Annotated in this window: 21 protein-coding genes and 1 tRNA gene; 11 read left to right on the forward strand and 11 right to left on the reverse strand. The window is 66.4% G+C overall.

Annotation, left to right across the window (positions count from 1 at the left end):
- The first annotated feature begins 160 nt into the window (after positions 1–160).
- Positions 161–1,645, forward strand: a complete 1,485-nt coding sequence (locus tag FHU39_RS14855; protein ID WP_183321374.1) for an APC family permease — start codon at positions 161–163, stop codon at positions 1,643–1,645.
- Between the two features lie 24 nt (positions 1,646–1,669).
- On the opposite strand, the gene FHU39_RS14860 is transcribed toward FHU39_RS14855, so the two are convergent.
- Positions 1,670–2,086: a VOC family protein gene (locus tag FHU39_RS14860; RefSeq protein ID WP_183321375.1), complete on the reverse strand. Its 417-nt coding sequence runs from the start codon at positions 2,084–2,086 to the stop codon at positions 1,670–1,672.
- A 135-nt stretch (positions 2,087–2,221) separates the two neighbouring features.
- Between FHU39_RS14860 and FHU39_RS14865 the strand changes: the two genes are divergently transcribed.
- Genes FHU39_RS14865 through FHU39_RS14875 form a run of 3 tightly spaced genes read left to right on the forward strand, consistent with a single transcriptional unit; the run spans position 2,222 to position 3,324 of the window.
- Positions 2,222–2,464: a hypothetical protein gene (locus FHU39_RS14865; RefSeq protein WP_183321376.1), complete on the forward strand. Its 243-nt coding sequence runs from the start codon at positions 2,222–2,224 to the stop codon at positions 2,462–2,464.
- Complete coding sequence (locus FHU39_RS14870; RefSeq protein ID WP_183321377.1) at positions 2,461–2,892, forward strand: TA system VapC family ribonuclease toxin; 432 nt, start codon at positions 2,461–2,463, stop codon at positions 2,890–2,892. Before FHU39_RS14865 ends, FHU39_RS14870 begins: the two co-directional genes overlap by 4 nt.
- 27 nt (positions 2,893–2,919) lie before the next feature.
- Positions 2,920–3,324 (forward strand): helix-turn-helix domain-containing protein, encoded by a 405-nt coding sequence (locus FHU39_RS14875; protein ID WP_183321378.1) that lies wholly within the window; start codon positions 2,920–2,922, stop codon positions 3,322–3,324.
- Between the two features lie 9 nt (positions 3,325–3,333).
- Here the strand turns inward: FHU39_RS14875 and FHU39_RS14880 are convergent, their stop codons facing one another.
- Positions 3,334–3,513, reverse strand: a complete 180-nt coding sequence (locus FHU39_RS14880; RefSeq protein ID WP_183321379.1) for a hypothetical protein — start codon at positions 3,511–3,513, stop codon at positions 3,334–3,336.
- A 14-nt stretch (positions 3,514–3,527) separates the two neighbouring features.
- Between FHU39_RS14880 and FHU39_RS14885 the strand changes: the two genes are divergently transcribed.
- Positions 3,528–3,647 (forward strand): SDR family oxidoreductase, encoded by a 120-nt coding sequence (locus FHU39_RS14885; protein ID WP_221185618.1) that lies wholly within the window; start codon positions 3,528–3,530, stop codon positions 3,645–3,647.
- 69 nt (positions 3,648–3,716) lie between these two features.
- A complete protein-coding gene (locus FHU39_RS14890) occupies positions 3,717–4,301 on the forward strand; it encodes a Uma2 family endonuclease (protein ID WP_183321380.1) in 585 nt (194 codons plus the stop codon).
- Positions 4,302–4,362: 61 nt separating this feature from the next.
- Here the strand turns inward: FHU39_RS14890 and FHU39_RS14895 are convergent, their stop codons facing one another.
- The 8 genes from FHU39_RS14895 to FHU39_RS14930 all read right to left on the reverse strand — a co-directional run bounded on the left by FHU39_RS14895 (position 4,363) and on the right by FHU39_RS14930 (position 10,186).
- The gene (locus tag FHU39_RS14895) at positions 4,363–4,665 is read right to left on the reverse strand and encodes an addiction module antidote protein (protein WP_183321381.1); all 303 of its coding nucleotides are present in this window, start codon (positions 4,663–4,665) and stop codon (positions 4,363–4,365) included.
- A complete protein-coding gene (locus FHU39_RS14900; RefSeq protein WP_183321382.1) occupies positions 4,649–4,960 on the reverse strand; it encodes a type II toxin-antitoxin system RelE/ParE family toxin in 312 nt (103 codons plus the stop codon). The genes FHU39_RS14895 and FHU39_RS14900 overlap by 17 nt, the downstream gene beginning before the upstream one ends.
- Before the next feature lie 1,019 nt (positions 4,961–5,979).
- Entirely contained in the window at positions 5,980–6,624 is a 645-nt protein-coding gene (locus FHU39_RS14905) for a hypothetical protein (protein WP_221185544.1), read from the reverse strand.
- Complete coding sequence (locus tag FHU39_RS14910) at positions 6,600–7,805, reverse strand: hypothetical protein (RefSeq protein WP_183321384.1); 1,206 nt, start codon at positions 7,803–7,805, stop codon at positions 6,600–6,602. The genes FHU39_RS14905 and FHU39_RS14910 overlap by 25 nt, the downstream gene beginning before the upstream one ends.
- A gap of 3 nt (positions 7,806–7,808) precedes the next feature.
- On the reverse strand, positions 7,809–8,567 hold the full coding sequence (locus tag FHU39_RS14915) for an ABC transporter ATP-binding protein (RefSeq protein WP_281379762.1): 759 nt from the start codon (positions 8,565–8,567) through the stop codon (positions 7,809–7,811).
- 97 nt (positions 8,568–8,664) lie between these two features.
- Positions 8,665–8,838: a hypothetical protein gene (locus tag FHU39_RS14920; RefSeq protein ID WP_183321386.1), complete on the reverse strand. Its 174-nt coding sequence runs from the start codon at positions 8,836–8,838 to the stop codon at positions 8,665–8,667.
- Positions 8,839–9,272: 434 nt separating this feature from the next.
- Positions 9,273–9,587 carry a divalent-cation tolerance protein CutA gene (gene cutA / locus FHU39_RS14925; RefSeq protein ID WP_183321387.1) on the reverse strand — a complete coding sequence of 105 codons (315 nt, stop codon included), beginning with the start codon at positions 9,585–9,587 and terminating at the stop codon, positions 9,273–9,275.
- Positions 9,584–10,186 carry a helix-turn-helix transcriptional regulator gene (locus FHU39_RS14930; RefSeq protein ID WP_183321766.1) on the reverse strand — a complete coding sequence of 201 codons (603 nt, stop codon included), beginning with the start codon at positions 10,184–10,186 and terminating at the stop codon, positions 9,584–9,586. The genes cutA and FHU39_RS14930 overlap by 4 nt, the downstream gene beginning before the upstream one ends.
- 169 nt (positions 10,187–10,355) lie before the next feature.
- Here FHU39_RS14930 and FHU39_RS14935 point away from each other — a divergent pair, with 169 nt between their 5' ends.
- The 5 genes from FHU39_RS14935 (at position 10,356) to FHU39_RS14955 (ending at position 15,328) form a co-directional block, all read left to right on the forward strand.
- Positions 10,356–10,784, forward strand: coding sequence for a plasmid replication, integration and excision activator (locus FHU39_RS14935; RefSeq protein WP_183321388.1), 429 nt, complete (start codon positions 10,356–10,358; stop codon positions 10,782–10,784).
- A gap of 26 nt (positions 10,785–10,810) precedes the next feature.
- The gene (locus tag FHU39_RS25010) at positions 10,811–12,286 is read left to right on the forward strand and encodes an FtsK/SpoIIIE domain-containing protein (protein WP_183321389.1); all 1,476 of its coding nucleotides are present in this window, start codon (positions 10,811–10,813) and stop codon (positions 12,284–12,286) included.
- A gap of 63 nt (positions 12,287–12,349) precedes the next feature.
- On the forward strand, positions 12,350–13,912 hold the full coding sequence (locus FHU39_RS14945) for a replication initiator (protein WP_183321390.1): 1,563 nt from the start codon (positions 12,350–12,352) through the stop codon (positions 13,910–13,912).
- Positions 13,912–14,103 carry a helix-turn-helix transcriptional regulator gene (locus FHU39_RS25245; RefSeq protein WP_123272904.1) on the forward strand — a complete coding sequence of 64 codons (192 nt, stop codon included), beginning with the start codon at positions 13,912–13,914 and terminating at the stop codon, positions 14,101–14,103. The genes FHU39_RS14945 and FHU39_RS25245 overlap by 1 nt, the downstream gene beginning before the upstream one ends.
- 133 nt (positions 14,104–14,236) lie before the next feature.
- The gene (locus tag FHU39_RS14955) at positions 14,237–15,328 is read left to right on the forward strand and encodes a tyrosine-type recombinase/integrase (protein ID WP_183321391.1); all 1,092 of its coding nucleotides are present in this window, start codon (positions 14,237–14,239) and stop codon (positions 15,326–15,328) included.
- An 85-nt stretch (positions 15,329–15,413) separates the two neighbouring features.
- Here the strand turns inward: FHU39_RS14955 and FHU39_RS14960 are convergent.
- Positions 15,414–15,490, reverse strand: a tRNA-Thr gene (locus FHU39_RS14960).
- Between the last annotated feature and the right edge of the window lie 58 nt (positions 15,491–15,548).

Consider the following 15,548-nt stretch of genomic DNA (forward strand, 5'->3'; position numbering starts at 1 on the left):
GGGACCGGCCTCGCCGCCCGATCCCAGAGCTCCGATCTATGTCGGCCGCTGACCGGGGTCCACTCTGCTGATCCGCACCGACCGGCCAGGGAAAGTCCAGGGTCCGGGACTACGGTGCGGTCCATCGGGGTCGCCGCAGTCGCAGGATCGAGATGACGTCATGAGCGAAGCTTCCCGCTCGGATCATTCGGCATACCGCTCACAGCACCACCGCCGGCAGGCTCACGCACCGGACGATCACGGGGCCCTGGCGGTCGGCGTCCTCGGGGTCACCGAGATGGTCGCCAACAACATCGCGGAGATCGCGCCGGCCATCGCGTCGATCTTCGTCTTCGCCGCCATCGTCGGCGCCGCCGGGGTGGGCACGCCGTTCGTCATACTGATCGCCTGCATCGGGTTCGCGTGTCACGTCAACACCACCGCGGAGTTCTCCCGGGTCGCGCCGAGCGCCGGCTTCTACGCGACCTACTGCGCGCGCGCCTTCGGCAGGCTCACCGGCGGGACGATCGCCGGTGGCTACCTGCTCGCGATGTTCATCTTCTACATGGCCGTCTTCTTCCAGATCGGCGTGTGGGTGAACACGGTGGTGCAGCGGTCGTTCGGGTTCGACCTGCCGTGGTGGATCGCGGCGATCGTGCTGGAGGCGATCGTGCTCGGCCTGTTGCTGCGGGGTGTTCGCATCTCCGTGCTGACCGCGGTGTCGCTGTTCGCGATCGAGGCGACCCTGCTGTTCGTCTGCGCGATCGCCATGCTGATCACGTCCCACTCGTACATCAACGGGCAGGGCTTCGACCCCTCGCACATCAAGGGCGGCGCCTCCGGATTCGGGCTCGGCTTCGTGCTCGCGATCTTCCTCTTCCTCGGCGCCAGCGGGTCGTCGCCACTGGCCGAGGAGGCGCGCAACCCACGCAAGTCGCTGCCGAAGGCGATCTGGACCGCGACCCTCGTGTCCTTCTTCATCTACCTGTTCATGGCCTGGGCGATGGGTGTCGGCCTGCACCACGACGCTGCTCGTATGGCGCACGCCGAGTTCCCGTTCGTCAGTGGCACGATCGCTGCAGCCTCACCGCTGCAGTACCTGCTCTACTTCGCGGCGTTCACCAGCGCCATGGGCGTGCTCTTCGGCACCGGGAACGCGGGCTCGCGGGTGCTGTTCAACAGTGCCCGGGACGGGCTGTTCCCCCGCTCGTTCACCAAGGTGATCCCGGGTTGGCGCACCCCGTGGGTCGCCATCACCGTGCCCATCGTGCTGGCCATGATCGCCACCCTCGTCCTCGGCGGGCTGACCAGCGCCGGCGACGCCTTCGACTACACGGCAACCCTGGCGACCGACCTGTTCATGGTGGTGTTCATCGTGACCAACATCGCGACCATCCCCTACTTCTGGCAGCAGCACCGCGACGAGTTCTCCTGGTTCAAGCACCTGGTGGTCCCGGTGCTCGGCGTGATCGCGTTCGGCTACCCGCTGTACGAGTCGGTGCTGCCGAGCCAGGCCTCGCCATACAACTGGTTCGGCGTCGCGATCATCGCGGCCTACCTGATCTCCTTCATCTGGAGTGTGATTCGCCGCAACCAGATCAGCGGCATGGGCACCCGACTGGCCGACACGACGACGAGCGTCGTGGCCGAGCCGGCCGCCCACTGACCGCCGGCCGTCGGTGGGATCGCGTCACGCCAGGTCGCTGTGCACGTCCCCGATCCGGATGTTGTTGCCGAACGGATCACGTATGGCGAAGTCGCGCCCGTACGGCTGCTCGACGATCTCCTGGGTGAAGTCGACCCCGGCGTCCTTCAGCCGCGCGAACATGCCGTCGACGTCGTCGGTGTCGAAGGCGAGCCAGCCCCCACCCGCGCCCTTGCTCACCAGCTCACGGACCTGCGCCGCGGTGACCTCGTCCATGCTCGGCGGGCCGGGCTTCTCCAGCATGATCACCTTCGGGTCACCCGGGACACGCACGGTCAGCCACCGCATCGGGCCGAAGTCCAGGTCCTGGTCGACCTCCAGACCGAGGACCTCGGTGTAGAAGGTCCTCGCCTCGTCCTGGTCGAGCACGAAGATCGAGGAGATGTTGTTGCGCTTGAGCATCGGAGGCTCCTTGGTCGAGTGGGTGGTGCCGGTCGAATGCTCCGACCCTAAGGTGCGGCGGGGTCGCCATACTTCTCCGAAAGTGCGCCGCTTGCGCTGCTCTGCTCACTGAGCAACTGATGTTAATATGTGTTTATGCGAACCACCGTGGACCTGCCTGATTCGCTCGTGCGCGCAGCGCGTGTGCGGGCGGCCGAAGGTGACGAGACTCTCAAGGAACTCTTCACCCGTGCGCTGACCCGCGAGCTCCAAGGCTCGAAGGCGAAGCAGCGAGGTGAACTCCCGCTCATCCGATCCACGCGTCGCAGCTCCGTCCAGATCAGCCCCGCCGAACTCGAGCAGGTGCTGATCGACGACGACATCAACCAACTGCCGTGATCCTGCTCGACGTGAGCATTTTCCTGGCCGGCTTCTGGCCTGCCCACGTGTTCCACGTGCCGACGAGGGCATGGCTGACGTCGGCTGACGATGATTCGTTGGGCTTGTGCAGGGTCGCCCATGTGGGTTGGCTCCGCCACCTGACGAACCCCGTCGTCCTCGGCGAAGACGCACTCACTCGCGCCGATGCATGGGACTTCATTGCCTCCGTGCTCGCGGATGCGCGGTTCGGCTGGATCGATGAGACCGGAGACGTCGACGACTGGTTCTCCACGCTTGCGGCCCGACCCGACCGCAGCCACAAACTCTGGACCGACGATTACCTGGCCGCCGTCGCATTGGCCGGCGGCCACTCGTTCGCGACGCTCGACACCAAGATCGCCGACAGATACCCGCGGCTCGAGGTGATCGTTCCGGTCCACGGGTGAGGCTGCACCACGCGTGACCGCCATACCATGACGTGGGTGGAGGCCCAGGAGGAGCGCAACCGCCGGTTGCTGCGCGCCCGGGATGCGATCGACGTCCACTACCGCGAGCGGCTGGACGTCCCGCGGCTGGCGCGCATCGCGCTGATGGGGCGCGCGCACTTCATCCGGGAGTTCAAGGCGGCCTTCGGCGAGACACCGCACCGCTACCTGCAGCGGCGACGGGTGGAGCGCGCCATGTACCTGCTGCGCTGGACCGACCGCACCGTCACCGACGTGTGCATGGAGGTCGGTTTCACCAGCCTGGGCACCTTCACCCGCACCTTCGGCGAGATCGTCGGCGAGTCACCGACCCGCTACCGAGCCGGCGCGGACCGGCCGGACGGCTTCGTGCCGGGCTCGTTCACCATGCGCTGGACGCGGCCGTCCGGCTGATCAGCGCGGTCACCGCTCCGTCGGCGTCCGCCACTGATCGATCCCGAGGGAGCCGGCGGTGCTGGCCATCCGCTCCTGGGTCGCGCGGATCTCCTTGACGGCGTGCGTGATCACCCGTCGGTCGATGGGCGACAGCCGCGAGATCGCGATGATGTCGGAGGCCGCGGACCCGCGCTCCAGTTGTTGCAACTGGTAGCGCCCCGCTGGGCCGCCGGGAGAACGTTGACGAGCTGGCGGCCTCCGTCGCATACCTCGTGAGCGACGACGCCAGCTTCGTCACCGGCACCGAACTCGTCGTGGACGGTGGTTTCCGGGCTCGGTGACAGGCCGCAGAAGAACACATCGGCGACGTTGGCACCGGCCGTTACGCTTGATGTGAAGGAGGCGACATCATGTCCGAGCTGGCGACGCACGACAACGACACCGTCCGGCTGCCGATGTCGTGGGAGACGTACGACTCGCTGGAATACGACGACGCGATCCACGGCGCGGAGTACGTCGACGGGCAACTGGAGATGACGCCTGGCTTTCCCGACTGGGGGCACCAACGTGCCGTGTTCTATCTGCGTGACGTCTTGCTGTCCACCGTGACCGGTCGCGAAGATGTCACGGCCGGCTTCGCCTGGAAGCCGTCGGACATCGCCGAAGAGTACGGCCCGGACGTCATGGTCTGCACCGTGCCCGAGGACCCCCGACGGTTCACCGGGGTCCCGCTGCTGTGCATCGAAGTCACCTCGGGCAACCGGGACAACGATTTGGTCCGTAAGCGGGCCAAGTATGCCGCCGGCGGGCTCCTCGACTACTGGGTCGTCGACCGGATGGACCGGGCGCTGCGCTGCTACCAGCTGCGCGACGGCGTCCTGATCGAATCCGACACGCTGTGGGCCGACGAGCACCCGGCACCGGCGACTGACGTCACCGCGTCGTACGCCGGACGCAGTGTCCGATTGGACCTGGTGCAGCTGTTCGAATCGTAAGGAGCGCGCTCTCGTCACTCCCGGCTTCCCCAACCGCAGTCTTGCCTTCGTGCCCCAGTCTCTATGCGACGGAGTCGAAGTGAATCCTCAGCCCGAGGGCTGTAGCTACTTTGACAATGGTCGCAAAACTCGGGTTGCCCTCTTCGGAGAGCGCCTTGTACAACCCCTCACGACTCATTCCAGTGCGGCGCGCCAACTCACTGACATTGCCCGAGCGTGCAATCGTGCCCAGCGCCTGGGCAATGAAAGCAGCGTCTTCACCGGCCTCCTCGACCGCAGCCTCCAGGTATGCCGCAACATCGTCGATACTGCTCAGGTAGTCCGCGCTGTCATAACGCGTGAAGCCGTCAGTCGTCTTGCTCATCGTTCTTCCAATCCGCAGCAATCTGCTTGGCCTGCCGAATATCCGCGCGTTGACTTGCCTTGTCCCCGCCGCAGAGCAACACGATCAGCCGTTGACCCTCCTGCAGGTAGTACACCCGGTACCCCGGGCCATAGTCGATGCGCAGCTCAGATATCCCGTTGCCGACCGGTCGAACGTCTCCGGGATTGCCGGCCGCGAGTCGATCGATCCGCACCTGGACTCGTGCGGCTGCTCGCCGATCCTTCAGTTTGCGTAACCACAGGTCAAAGATCCCGCTCTTGACAACTTCGACCACCTGTTAACTGTAGTTAACAGTTCCGATCGCTGCAAGCGGTGAGTCACACCACCGCGGATGGCCGTGGCGCGGCCCCATCGTCCTGCCAGCGAGCGCCATTCACCCAACGCGCCGATCCACCAAATGAACTCATACCCGTTCAACAGAAATGCCCCCGACATATGTCGAGGGCATCATCTGAGCCGCCTGTCGGAATCGAACCGACGACCTATTCATTACGAGTGCTTGGGGACCGGCAATCGCGTGGTTCTGCGCGCGTGTTCTCGGGTGCATCGAGTGCATCGGATCGGTGGGATTGAGTCATGGGGGTGCGCCGGGGGTGCGCGTGGGCAGAGAGGGCCACCGACCTGATAGCGGAGCACCAGAGGTCGCGGAGGCGGACTGTCCAGCCCCCACCGGCGCGGGAACGGAAGGAGAGTCGTTGCGCGGTGAGCGCATGCCCCGGACCCCTCGTGAGCGGGGGCTTGACTGGCCGTCGTAGTGACCGGATGCTGCCGCGTCGGGTCGGCGGCTCGAAGGTGAGGCGTCTCGGTTTGCTCAACCGAGACGCTTCCTTTGTGCGCTGGTCGGGGTGGAGGTCCGAGTGCGTCGGCGTGGGGGTGCGCGTAGGCGAGGAACGAGCCGGAGCGCGGGGGTCCCTGCGCCAGAGCGGGAGGACCGGAGCACCGGGTGAGCGCGCGGCGCGCAGCGCCGCCTTGAGTCAGTAGAGAAAGTTCTCACGGCTTGCCCGGAGAGCGTAGGTGTGGAGGCGAAGAGGGTGCCGGTAGCGGCTCGGCTGCTCCTGATTCCGTTGGATGTTGAGGCGAGCGGGCTCGCGGAGTGGCGGCTCCTACCAGTGCTAGCTTCCTGGTGCGGGGTCGACGCGCGCCACGAGCCTTGCGGTTCGCCCGATAACCGAGCAGTAAGGTGCGCCAACCTCGAAGAGCAACACGCCGGCCACAGTCTCATTTAGGCGATCATCTACAAGCGCTCCAAAGAGGCCGGTTGCCGCGGCACGTCGATGAGCATGCGTTTCGACGTCAGTCATGTGTGTTCTGTAGCCACCCGCTTAGATGCTGCTGGGTTGGGGTTGGTCCGAATCCGTACATGGTGAGTCCGGCGGCCAGCAGGATGATGCCCCAGACGAATTTGGTGGTGCTGGAGTCGAGACTGATGCCGGGGTGGTGCCCGCCAAGCATCATTTCGGCGACGCCGACAACGACCACGGGTGTCCAAGCCAGCAGTTCGGGCAGCCAATGGGCCAGCAGCATGACTACTCCTGCCGCGAGGAGCCAATTCTGCACCATGACGGTCACCGAGCCGCCGGGGCCGACCTGGGTGGCTACGGGCACCAGTGCCACCGCGCACACTGTAGCTAGGCTGGCCGCCCAGGCGACACGCGGGATGAACAGCCTGGTGTTAGTCCGGGTTCTGGTTTCCAAGCCAGTGGCGGCGCTGACCAGGCCGATGGATAACGGGATGGCTGCGAAGACGGGGCCGAGATGGTAGGCGTAGGGAAGGGCTCGCCCGCCGAAGTCGTTGTACGCCAGTTGCGGTAGTGGGACAGCACCGGAGGCGAGCAGAATCGCCTCGGTGAGGGCGAGCAGTAGCAGGAACCGGGCGGGCCGACGAACCCGGACGAAGCTTGCGGCGGGTGTGGTCAGCACTGGCTCTGGCGTGTCCAAGCGGTCCAGTTGATGGTGCCGGTGCGGGTGCCGTCACGTAGTTCATGCAGGTACCGGGTCATTGTGACGGAGCGGGTTTCCAGCTGCGCCTGGTAAGTGGAGGTGTCGGGGTTACCGCACAGCCGGTGGGCGGCCAGCGCCCACGACACGTTCTCGTAAGGATCCGGCCACGGCGGGTCGGCGGAGATCCACAGCGCGCCTTTAGTGGCATGCCCATGAACGGACGAGATTTGCGGGGGGTCTGACGTGGCGTTGGTGAGTACCGTTGCCGGAATGACGCCGGCAGGCGAACCCGAACGGGCTTTGTTGAGGGCGTCGGCGATGTCGGGCAGCTGTCGGGCATATCCGGCAGGGCCGCAGACGGTGACGGTGCCGCTGGACCGGCAGGCGGAGTTCAGCGCGTCCACCCCAGCGGTGTAGGACCGGTCGGGGTTGACAAAGACGCCTGAGCCGACGGCCAGGATGACCGCGACGGTAACAACGACGATCCCCGCGCGGCGGGCACGGACAGCAAGGCCGGTGGCGCGCCACAGCGAGAGGACTATGACGATTGCGGCAGCGACGGCCAGGTACATACCAAGTTCCCAGGCCAGGGTCGAGGCGCGCGGGGCGAACATCGTGTCGTAGTAGTTGTTGTTCAGCGTGGAGAATTGCGACAGGTACGTTCCGTCGCTGTTGCCAGCCACCAGTGCCCCGAAAAAGCCGACGGTCACGACCAGCGGGAGTGCGAACGGTAGCCGCAGCAGCAGACCGGCTGCCCGCCCGGCCGCGGCGAACGCGAACGTCGCAGCGCACGGCATGCCCAGCAGAGTCAGTGACGGCATCACTGGGGTGGCTTGCCGCGCGCACTGTACCAATGACACGGCCACCAGCAGCAGGTATGCCGCGATACCCCACAGCGAGGCAGCAGTAACGGCGGTGGTATGCGCGCGCACCTGTGCCCACAACTCGGCGCGTGTAGCCATGCCGCGGGGGGTGACCAGGCGGGCGTCAAGTGCCGTCCCGGCTGCGATGCCGAGGAACACGAACAGTGCGTACGTGCTGACAATACCGATGGCTTGGTTGGGCAGTCCTCGCCAGCTGGCGTACTCGTTGGGGGTCCAGATCGCGAATGCCGCCATAACGGTCCCAGCGGCCGCGCCCCAGCGCGCGAACGTACGGTTCGCGAGCGTGCCGAGCACCGCCTACCCCTGATCTCGGGATCGGGCTTGGGCGTGTTCGTGGCGCTCGCCCCACTGGGCGTAGGCGTCGTCGAAGGCCAGGGTGGTGTGGTGCTGCCCGCCCGGCCCGGCCAAGAAGTCATCGATGCCGCCGGAATACACAGCTCTTCCGTCCCGCAGAACGAGCGCTGTACGTGCCGCGCCGATCCACTCGCCACCATGATGCGACGACACGATTACCGGCCGGGACTGCGCCACCCGCGCCAGGTGCGCGGTCAGACGACGCCGTTCGTCGACGTCCAAGCCGTTGGCCGGCTCGTCGCACACCAGCACAGCGGGGCCGGTGATCAGCGCACACCCCACCTGCAGGCGACGTCGCGTCCCACCGGACAGCTTGCGGGCGGGGGTGCCGGCTGCGTCAGTCAGGTTGGCCAGCTCCAGCACGTCTGCGACCCGCGCTGTCCGTGTCTTGCGGTCAGCACCAGACAGCCACGCCGCGTAGTCTAACGTCTCACGGGCAGTCAGCATCGGCGGCAGGTCATCGCCCTGCGGCAGGTATCCGACCTGAGCACGTAACTGACTGGGCGTGCTGACCTGGTCGGCCACGAGGACACCACCATCGCTGGGACGCAAGTCGCCGACCATTATCCGCAGGAGCGTCGTCTTGCCGCTGCCATTCGGCCCAGCTAACAGGTGCAGACCCACTCCGAACCGCACTGAGACATCCCATATCCCTTTGTTATTGCGGAAGCGTACGCTGACCCCGCGTGCACTTAGCGACATATCCTCGGGCGCACCCGACGTCACCGGCAAAACCCCCTGCTTCAGATGTATGTTTTGGCCAACGGAGTTCTGTTGGCCAAAACACTGTGGACCATTCTCAGTAGCTCACCCACATCTTGACCGTTGTCACGGTCGCCGGGTAGATCGGCTGCTCCCGATCCGCGTGGTAGCTGGCCTTAGGCAGGCTCAAACCAGTCACGCCGACGGGGGGAGTCGAGTAGAGCTCGGGGCCGACCTGTGCCTTCGTGATGTCCGGCAACAAAGACCTCACCTGCCGCAGCCGACCGTTGTATTGGCAGTACACCGTACTGCACGAGCCGGCCGCGTCGGTCCAGAACTGCCCGTGCGTGGTAGACCCGGTCGTCTTGTTCCCGCCAGGGAGGGTGACCCAGCCGTTCCAAGCCCCATCTTGGGGCAACGTACCCGACCAGCTCACCCTAGTGGCTGCGGATGCTGCCGGGATCGCGATAGCCGTGGCGGCGATCGCTGTAGCCAGACCAACAGTGACTTTGCTCAGCTTCATGACGGAAGCCTTCCCCTGAATTTGATGTGACGGAAGTCTCTGATGGGTAGAAAGCTACAACACGAAACCGATCAGATCAACGAAATCGATGTGGCGGACGAGTGTTGTAATGACTGCTAGAACCAAGGAGTCTCATCCGAGACTCCATGCTGAGTGGGTTCTAATGGAGTACGCGGATTCAGCTACAGCTTGGTTACATCGTTCAACCACTGCACGTACGACTCGAAGGCCCCGTGCAGTGGCACGGCGACGATGCTGGGGGTCTCGTAGGGGTGGAGTCGTGCCACCTCCGCCTTGATGGCGTCGAACATTGCGGGTGTGGTGTTGAAGGTCGCGCGGACCTCGGGCTGGTGTACGAGCTGGCCGTTCCACCAGTAGGTCGACTCGATTCGCGCCATGTGCCCGGCTGCTGCGAGTCGGGATTTCACGACGTGCTCGACGATGGCTGGCATCGCATCGGGTGGGCCGTTGACGATGACTTGGATGAGTTCAGTCATGGGGTCATGCCTTCCTCGACGAGTTGTCCGAGTTGGTCGGCGGCAGCTTGCTCGTCTCGGGCGATGACTCCGTAGCCGGTGAGCATAGGCCCGTCGTGGGACTGGCCGACCCAGCGGCCGATCATGTGCTGTCCGTGGGTGTGCAGCCGCATGAAGAGCGTTCCCATGGATCGGACGCCGGCCTCGTCAGCGACGTACCAGCCCATGAGGACCTGGTTGTCCCACAAGCGCAGCTCACCACGCCAGGTGTACCCCGCCCCGGGCAGTGCCAGGCCGCGCCGGTCGGCGTGGATTTGCACGAGGTCATCACGTTGCGTGAGCGTGACCGGCTGCGTCGGGTAGGCCGGCGTGTCGTTGGTCTGTGTCTGCCATGACGCCCACCACTGCCCGGACAAGCCGACTCGGCTGCCATGGTTTCCGGCCAGTTCGTCGAGCGTGACATCGAGTGCTTCGGCGATCAGGCGCGCAACGGGGAGGCTCGGCTGTGCCTCGCCTGCCTCGTAGCGGCGAATCTGCCGCTTGTCGACTCCGGCGTGGTGCGCTAGCTCGGCCTGACTGAGGCTGAGCATCGCCCGCCGGCTGCGCATCACTTCTGGCATGTCCACCCCTCCAGTGTGCCAGGAAAGGGCTGAACTGTCCCCTTGGAGAGGGCCTCTGCTGCCTATAGAGGACTCAAACGCCCTTGTATGAGGCAGTCTGATGCCCTATGGTGACTGATACGACCGGTGGGGCAGTAAGAGTCCTCCGGGTTGTCAAAGGAGGTCGCTGATGGCGATTCCACGGCGGATCAACCTGCCGCATCACGAGGTGTTCCCGGCGGGAGCGTTCTTGAAGGGCGAGGTCGAGCCGGTGCTCGACTTCCAGGTGGACAAGCGGTCGGATGGTTCGCGTCCGCAGCAAACGGACAAGGAGACCGGGCTGCTGCTGTGGCAGGCGACGGTGCTGGACGCCGATGAGGAGGCATCCCGTAAGGACACCGCGATCGTGGTGAAGTTCGCGGCGGGCGTGCGGCCGGTGCCGCCGGCGAAGAAGGCAGGGATGCCGTGGACCCCGGTCGAGTTCGTGGGTTTGTCGGCATTGCCGTATGTCGACACCAATAGTGGGCGTCCGCGGCTGGCGTGGTCGTTCCGGGCCGAGTCGATGGCCGAGCCGGGTGCGGCTTCTGCGTCGTCGTCGAGTTCGAAGGGCGCGGCGTGATGCACGCGGTGTGGACGGTCGCCCGTGTGATTGGTTCGGGCCTGGCCAAGTCGGCGCGATGCTGGCGGCGGTGCTACCTGCTGGCGTTCCTGCTGGGTATCGCTGCCGGGGTAGGGGCGATCGCCGGCCTTACCTGGGCGTGGTGGGCGCTGGCCGGTGTGCTGGTGGGTGCCGGGTTCCCGGGTGCGGTGTGGCAGGCGCGGTGGCCCGGGTCATACGAACGGCGCGTGGTGTGGCCGGCCCTGCGTCGCGCGTGGCGAAAGCGGGTCCAACTCGTCTGGCCGGAGGTGTGCCGGGAGGCTGGCCTGTCGTCGCAGCGCACGGTCAAGGCGCGAGATGGTGCCGGATCGGTCCAGGTGTGGACCCCACCCGTGTTGCGTGAGGTGTCCGCGTCCGGTGTGTGGGTCGACGTGATCGCGCAGGTCCGGATGGGACAGACGCCGGATGAACTGATCGCGGCGGCGCCGAGGTTCGCGGCGGCGATGAATGCGCAATCGGTGGCGACCGAGCAGCTCGCCCCGGCGGTGGTGTGGCTGCGGCTGGTGATGTGCGAGCCGCTGCGTGTGCCGGTGACGGCGGCTGTTCCGCAACACGTCGAGCTGGACCGCATCACCTTGGGGCGGCAAGTGGACGGGTCGCCGTGGTCGATGCAACTGATCGAACGTCACACGCTGGTCGTCGGCGCTTCCGGATCGGGCAAGGGCTCAGTGCTGTGGGGCATCTGCGGCGGTCTCGCCCCCGCTGCCCGGGCCGGTCTGGTGCGCCTGTATGGCGTCGATCTCAAGGGCGGGGTCGAGATTGGCATGGGTGAGGGCTTGTTCACCACGACGGCCGAGACGGTCGACGAGGCGCTGGTGGTGCTGCGGACCTTGGTCGGGGTCATGGACAAGCGATTGGCGCGGATGCGTGGTGTCGAGCGGCTGCATCGGCCTGCACCGGGTGAACCGCTGCACGTGCTGGTGATCGACGAACTGGCCGCGCTGGTCGCGTATTCCACGGAGCGCGAGAAGGTGGCCGAGGCAACCAAGCTGCTCGCGCGGCTGCTGTCAGCCGGTCGTGCGCCCGGCGTCCTGGTGCTCGCCTTCGTGCAGGACCCGACCAAGAAGACGGTCGAGATGCGCGGACTGTTCACGCAGACCGTGGCGCTGCGGCTGCGGTCGGCCGAAGAGGTGCGCATGGTGCTCGGGGACGGCATGACCGATGTCGCCCCCGCGCACAAGATCAGCCCGGCAACACCCGGCATGGGCTACGTCGTGCAGGAGAACGGGACGGCGGTGCGGGTGCGCGCCGACTACTGGCCGGACGGACTTGTTCAGCACATTGGGCACGATTTCCCGGCGCCGGTCAAACAGCCTGTGGTTCATGTCGTGCCGGCACCCGGTAACGCCGACAACGGCGGCAGCCGACCTGCCCGGTCCCCGCGCAAGCCGCGATCGCCGCGGGCATCTCGGGGACTTCGTAGCGATGCGGCAACTCGATCCGATGACGGCGAGGCGAGCTGACGTGCGCGCGGCAACACGCACCTGCGGCTCGTCCCGCGACCTGGCCCTGGGAGGCGAACCGCGGTGAGCGCCCCGGTCATGTCGAGTGACGCACTCTCGCCCTCCGAGTTCGCGGGGTTCGGTGAGAGTGCGCCGCTCGATGTGCCCGGGCTGGACTCAGCACACGCTGCGGTGTGGGCGCGTGGCCGGTTCTCGTCCCGGGCGTGGGATGCGTGGTCCCAAGCTGCCGCGTCGGTGGGGCATTGCTCTCGGCCGGTGCGGTTGCATGGGTCGTCGGTGACGGTCGACCGCCGCACCGGGGAAGTGCTCTCCTCGTTCCGGTCGACGGACGCGCCACTGGGTGTGCTGCTGCGTCGGTGCGGCAACCGACGCGATCACGTGTGCCCGTCGTGTTCCCGGCTCTACGCGCGCGACACGTTCGAGATGATCCGTGCCGGGGTGCAGGGAGGCAAACAGGTCCCGCAGACCGTCGCGGATAACCCGCTGGTCTTCCTGACCGTGACCGCGCCCTCGTTCGGGCTGGTCCACGGCACGCGGCACGGCGGCGCGTGCCGGCCGCGTCGACGCGACGACCGCACCCGATGCCCGCACGGCCGGGCGACCTGGTGCCAAGGCCGGCACAACACTGGCGATGCGGAGGTCGGATCGCCGCTGTGCCCAGACTGCTACGACTACGCCTCGCACGTGATCTGGCAGTGGTGGGCACCCGAGCTATGGCGACGCCTAACCATCGAGGTCCGTCGACGACTTGCCGACCAGCTCGGCGTGCGAGAGTCACGCCTGGGCACTGTGGCGTCCTTGCAGTACGCCAAGGTCGCGGAGTACCAAGCCCGCGGACTGATCCATTTCCACGCGCTGGTCCGCCTCGACGGGCCGAAGACCGACGGGATCGGCGCCCCCGCGTCGCCGTTGGTCGACGGCCGCGACCTGGCCGCGTTGCTCGCCGCAGCGGTCGCGAAGGTGTCCTACACGCCACCACTGCTCGACCAGGCCGATACGCCGCGGGTGTTGCGGCTCGGTCAGCAGGTCGACACGCGTGCGGTCCGCATTGGTGCGCGCACCGACGACCCGGCCGGGCCGGTGACCCCGGGACAGGTGGCCGGGTACTTGACGAAGTACGCCACCAAGGGCGCGACAGCGGCAGCCAGTGTCGATCGGCGCAGCACAACACCACACCTGGCCAGGGTCCGTTGTACCTGCGTGGTGCTCGCGGACCGATCACGGGCGGCGGATCGTGACGGTTCACCCGACCCCTACGCGCTGCTGGGCCGGTGGTCGCACATGCTCGGCTTCCGAGGGCACTTCTCCACCAAATCGCGGGCATACTCCATCACCCTCGGCGCGCTGCGGCGTGCTCGCGCCCGGTGGCAGGCCATCGCTGCCGATTCCCGCCGATCCGGGCACCCGATCGACACCGCCGAGCTGGAAGCTCGCCTACTCGCAGCCGACGACGCTGAGTCAACGTTGGTCGTCGGCTCCTGGGCGTATGCCGGCACGGGGTGGGAGGACTCCACCGAGGCTGCTCTGGCGACCGCGACAGCAGCGCGAGCCCGCGAGTACGACCAATGGCGTGCGCAACACCACAAAACCAGACGAAACGCGTTGGAAGTAAAGGAGATCAGGTGATGGTAGTTCAAGTGCAAACCGAAACACTGCTCACGTCCCGGCAGGTGGCGCATTGGCTGGGCATCTCGGCGTCCACGCTGTGCCGGATGCGGCAGGAAGGACGAGGACCGCAGGTTGTGTGGCTCAGCGGGTCGACGCCACGGTATCGGCGCGAAGACGTCGCCGACTGGCTGGAACGGCAAACGTCATGACACGCCAGCTCGTCGCGGTCGCTGCGTCTGGGTCCGGTGTCCGCCTATGGTTGCCCGACGGCAGCACGCACATACTCACGCTGGGCGAAGCGGCAGACCTGGCCACGTTGCTCGCCGACCTCATGGACTTGCCATGACGGTCCGGAAAACGCCGTCCGGGCGCTGGCGTGGTGTGCTCAAGGTCGGACGCCAGCAAGTCGCCAGCAAGACATTCGACACACGCGCGCAAGCCGTTGCCTGGATCGACCGCGAACGAGCCGCCATCGCCGGGGGCGTCGACCCCCGCGCAGGCAAGGCCACGGTCCGCGCGCTGCTACCGCAATGGTTCGAGACGCGTGCGAATTCTGTCGCCGGCACGACCTACAAGACCGATCAACGGCTCTTGAAGGCACTTCCCGCGTGGTTCGTTGCTCGGGGACTGAACTCGCTGACGGATCGTGAGGTTCAGAGGGTGCTGGTCGAGTATGCGAAGGCGGGGCGCGCTCTGTCCTCGACTGTTCGGTATCGGGCGGCACTGTCGTCGTTCTTCTCGTGGTGTGTTCGAGAGCGGCTGATCGTGACAAATCCCGTTGTGAACACGCGTGTTCCGCGTCAGACCACGCCGCGCGTGGAAATGCGGCCGTTCACCGAGGCGGAACTGGAATCCGTCTCGACCGCGGTGGCCGGCCATGATGAACGCCTCGCCCGGTTGGTGCTCATCGCAGGCTGGACCGGACTGCGCTGGTCCGAACTGCGCGCGATGCGGGTTCGCTCGCTGGTGGAGGTGCCGTTGCCGCTGCTCATCGTCGAGCGAGCTGCGCCGGAAGGCGTCGAGGTCAAGACCACGAAGTCTGGTCGCGTGCGTCGGGTGCCGATCGCTGATCGCGTACTGCCTCTCGTGCGTGAGTTCGCGACCGGGAAATCCGCCGATGAGCTGCTGTTCACGACAGCGAGCGGCCATCAGCTGCATGTCGGGGCGTTCAAACGGGCGACCGACTGGAAGAACACCGGTCGAGGGCATCGCGTGTACGACCTGCGGCATACGGCCGCGTGCCTGTGGCTCGTTCGCGGGGTTGATCCGACCACCGTCAAGGCATGGATGGGACACGCGTCGATGGCGACCACGAACCTCTACATTCACCACCTGGGGACAGCGGCCGACCGAGCCGCGCTCGACCGTTTGAACGGTCCGGGGTGCGCCGGGGGTGCGCCGATCAGCACAGATGACGCGGGGCAAGGCTCATGAAAACGTGCTCGCGTCGTGCTCGTCGCATCCGGGGAATGGCCTCTGACCAGCAAGAACACCCCCGACGGTGGTCGAGGGTGTTCGGTGGAGCCGCCTATCGGAATCGAACCGATGACCTATTCATTACGAGTGAATCGCTCTGGCCGACTGAGCTAAGGCGGCATGGCCCGGAGGGCCGCGACGAGTATACGCAAGAGACCGGCCGGACACCGAATCGGCG

Source organism: Flexivirga oryzae (assembly GCF_014190805.1).
Taxonomy (GTDB): Bacteria; Actinomycetota; Actinomycetes; order Actinomycetales; family Dermatophilaceae; genus Flexivirga; species Flexivirga oryzae.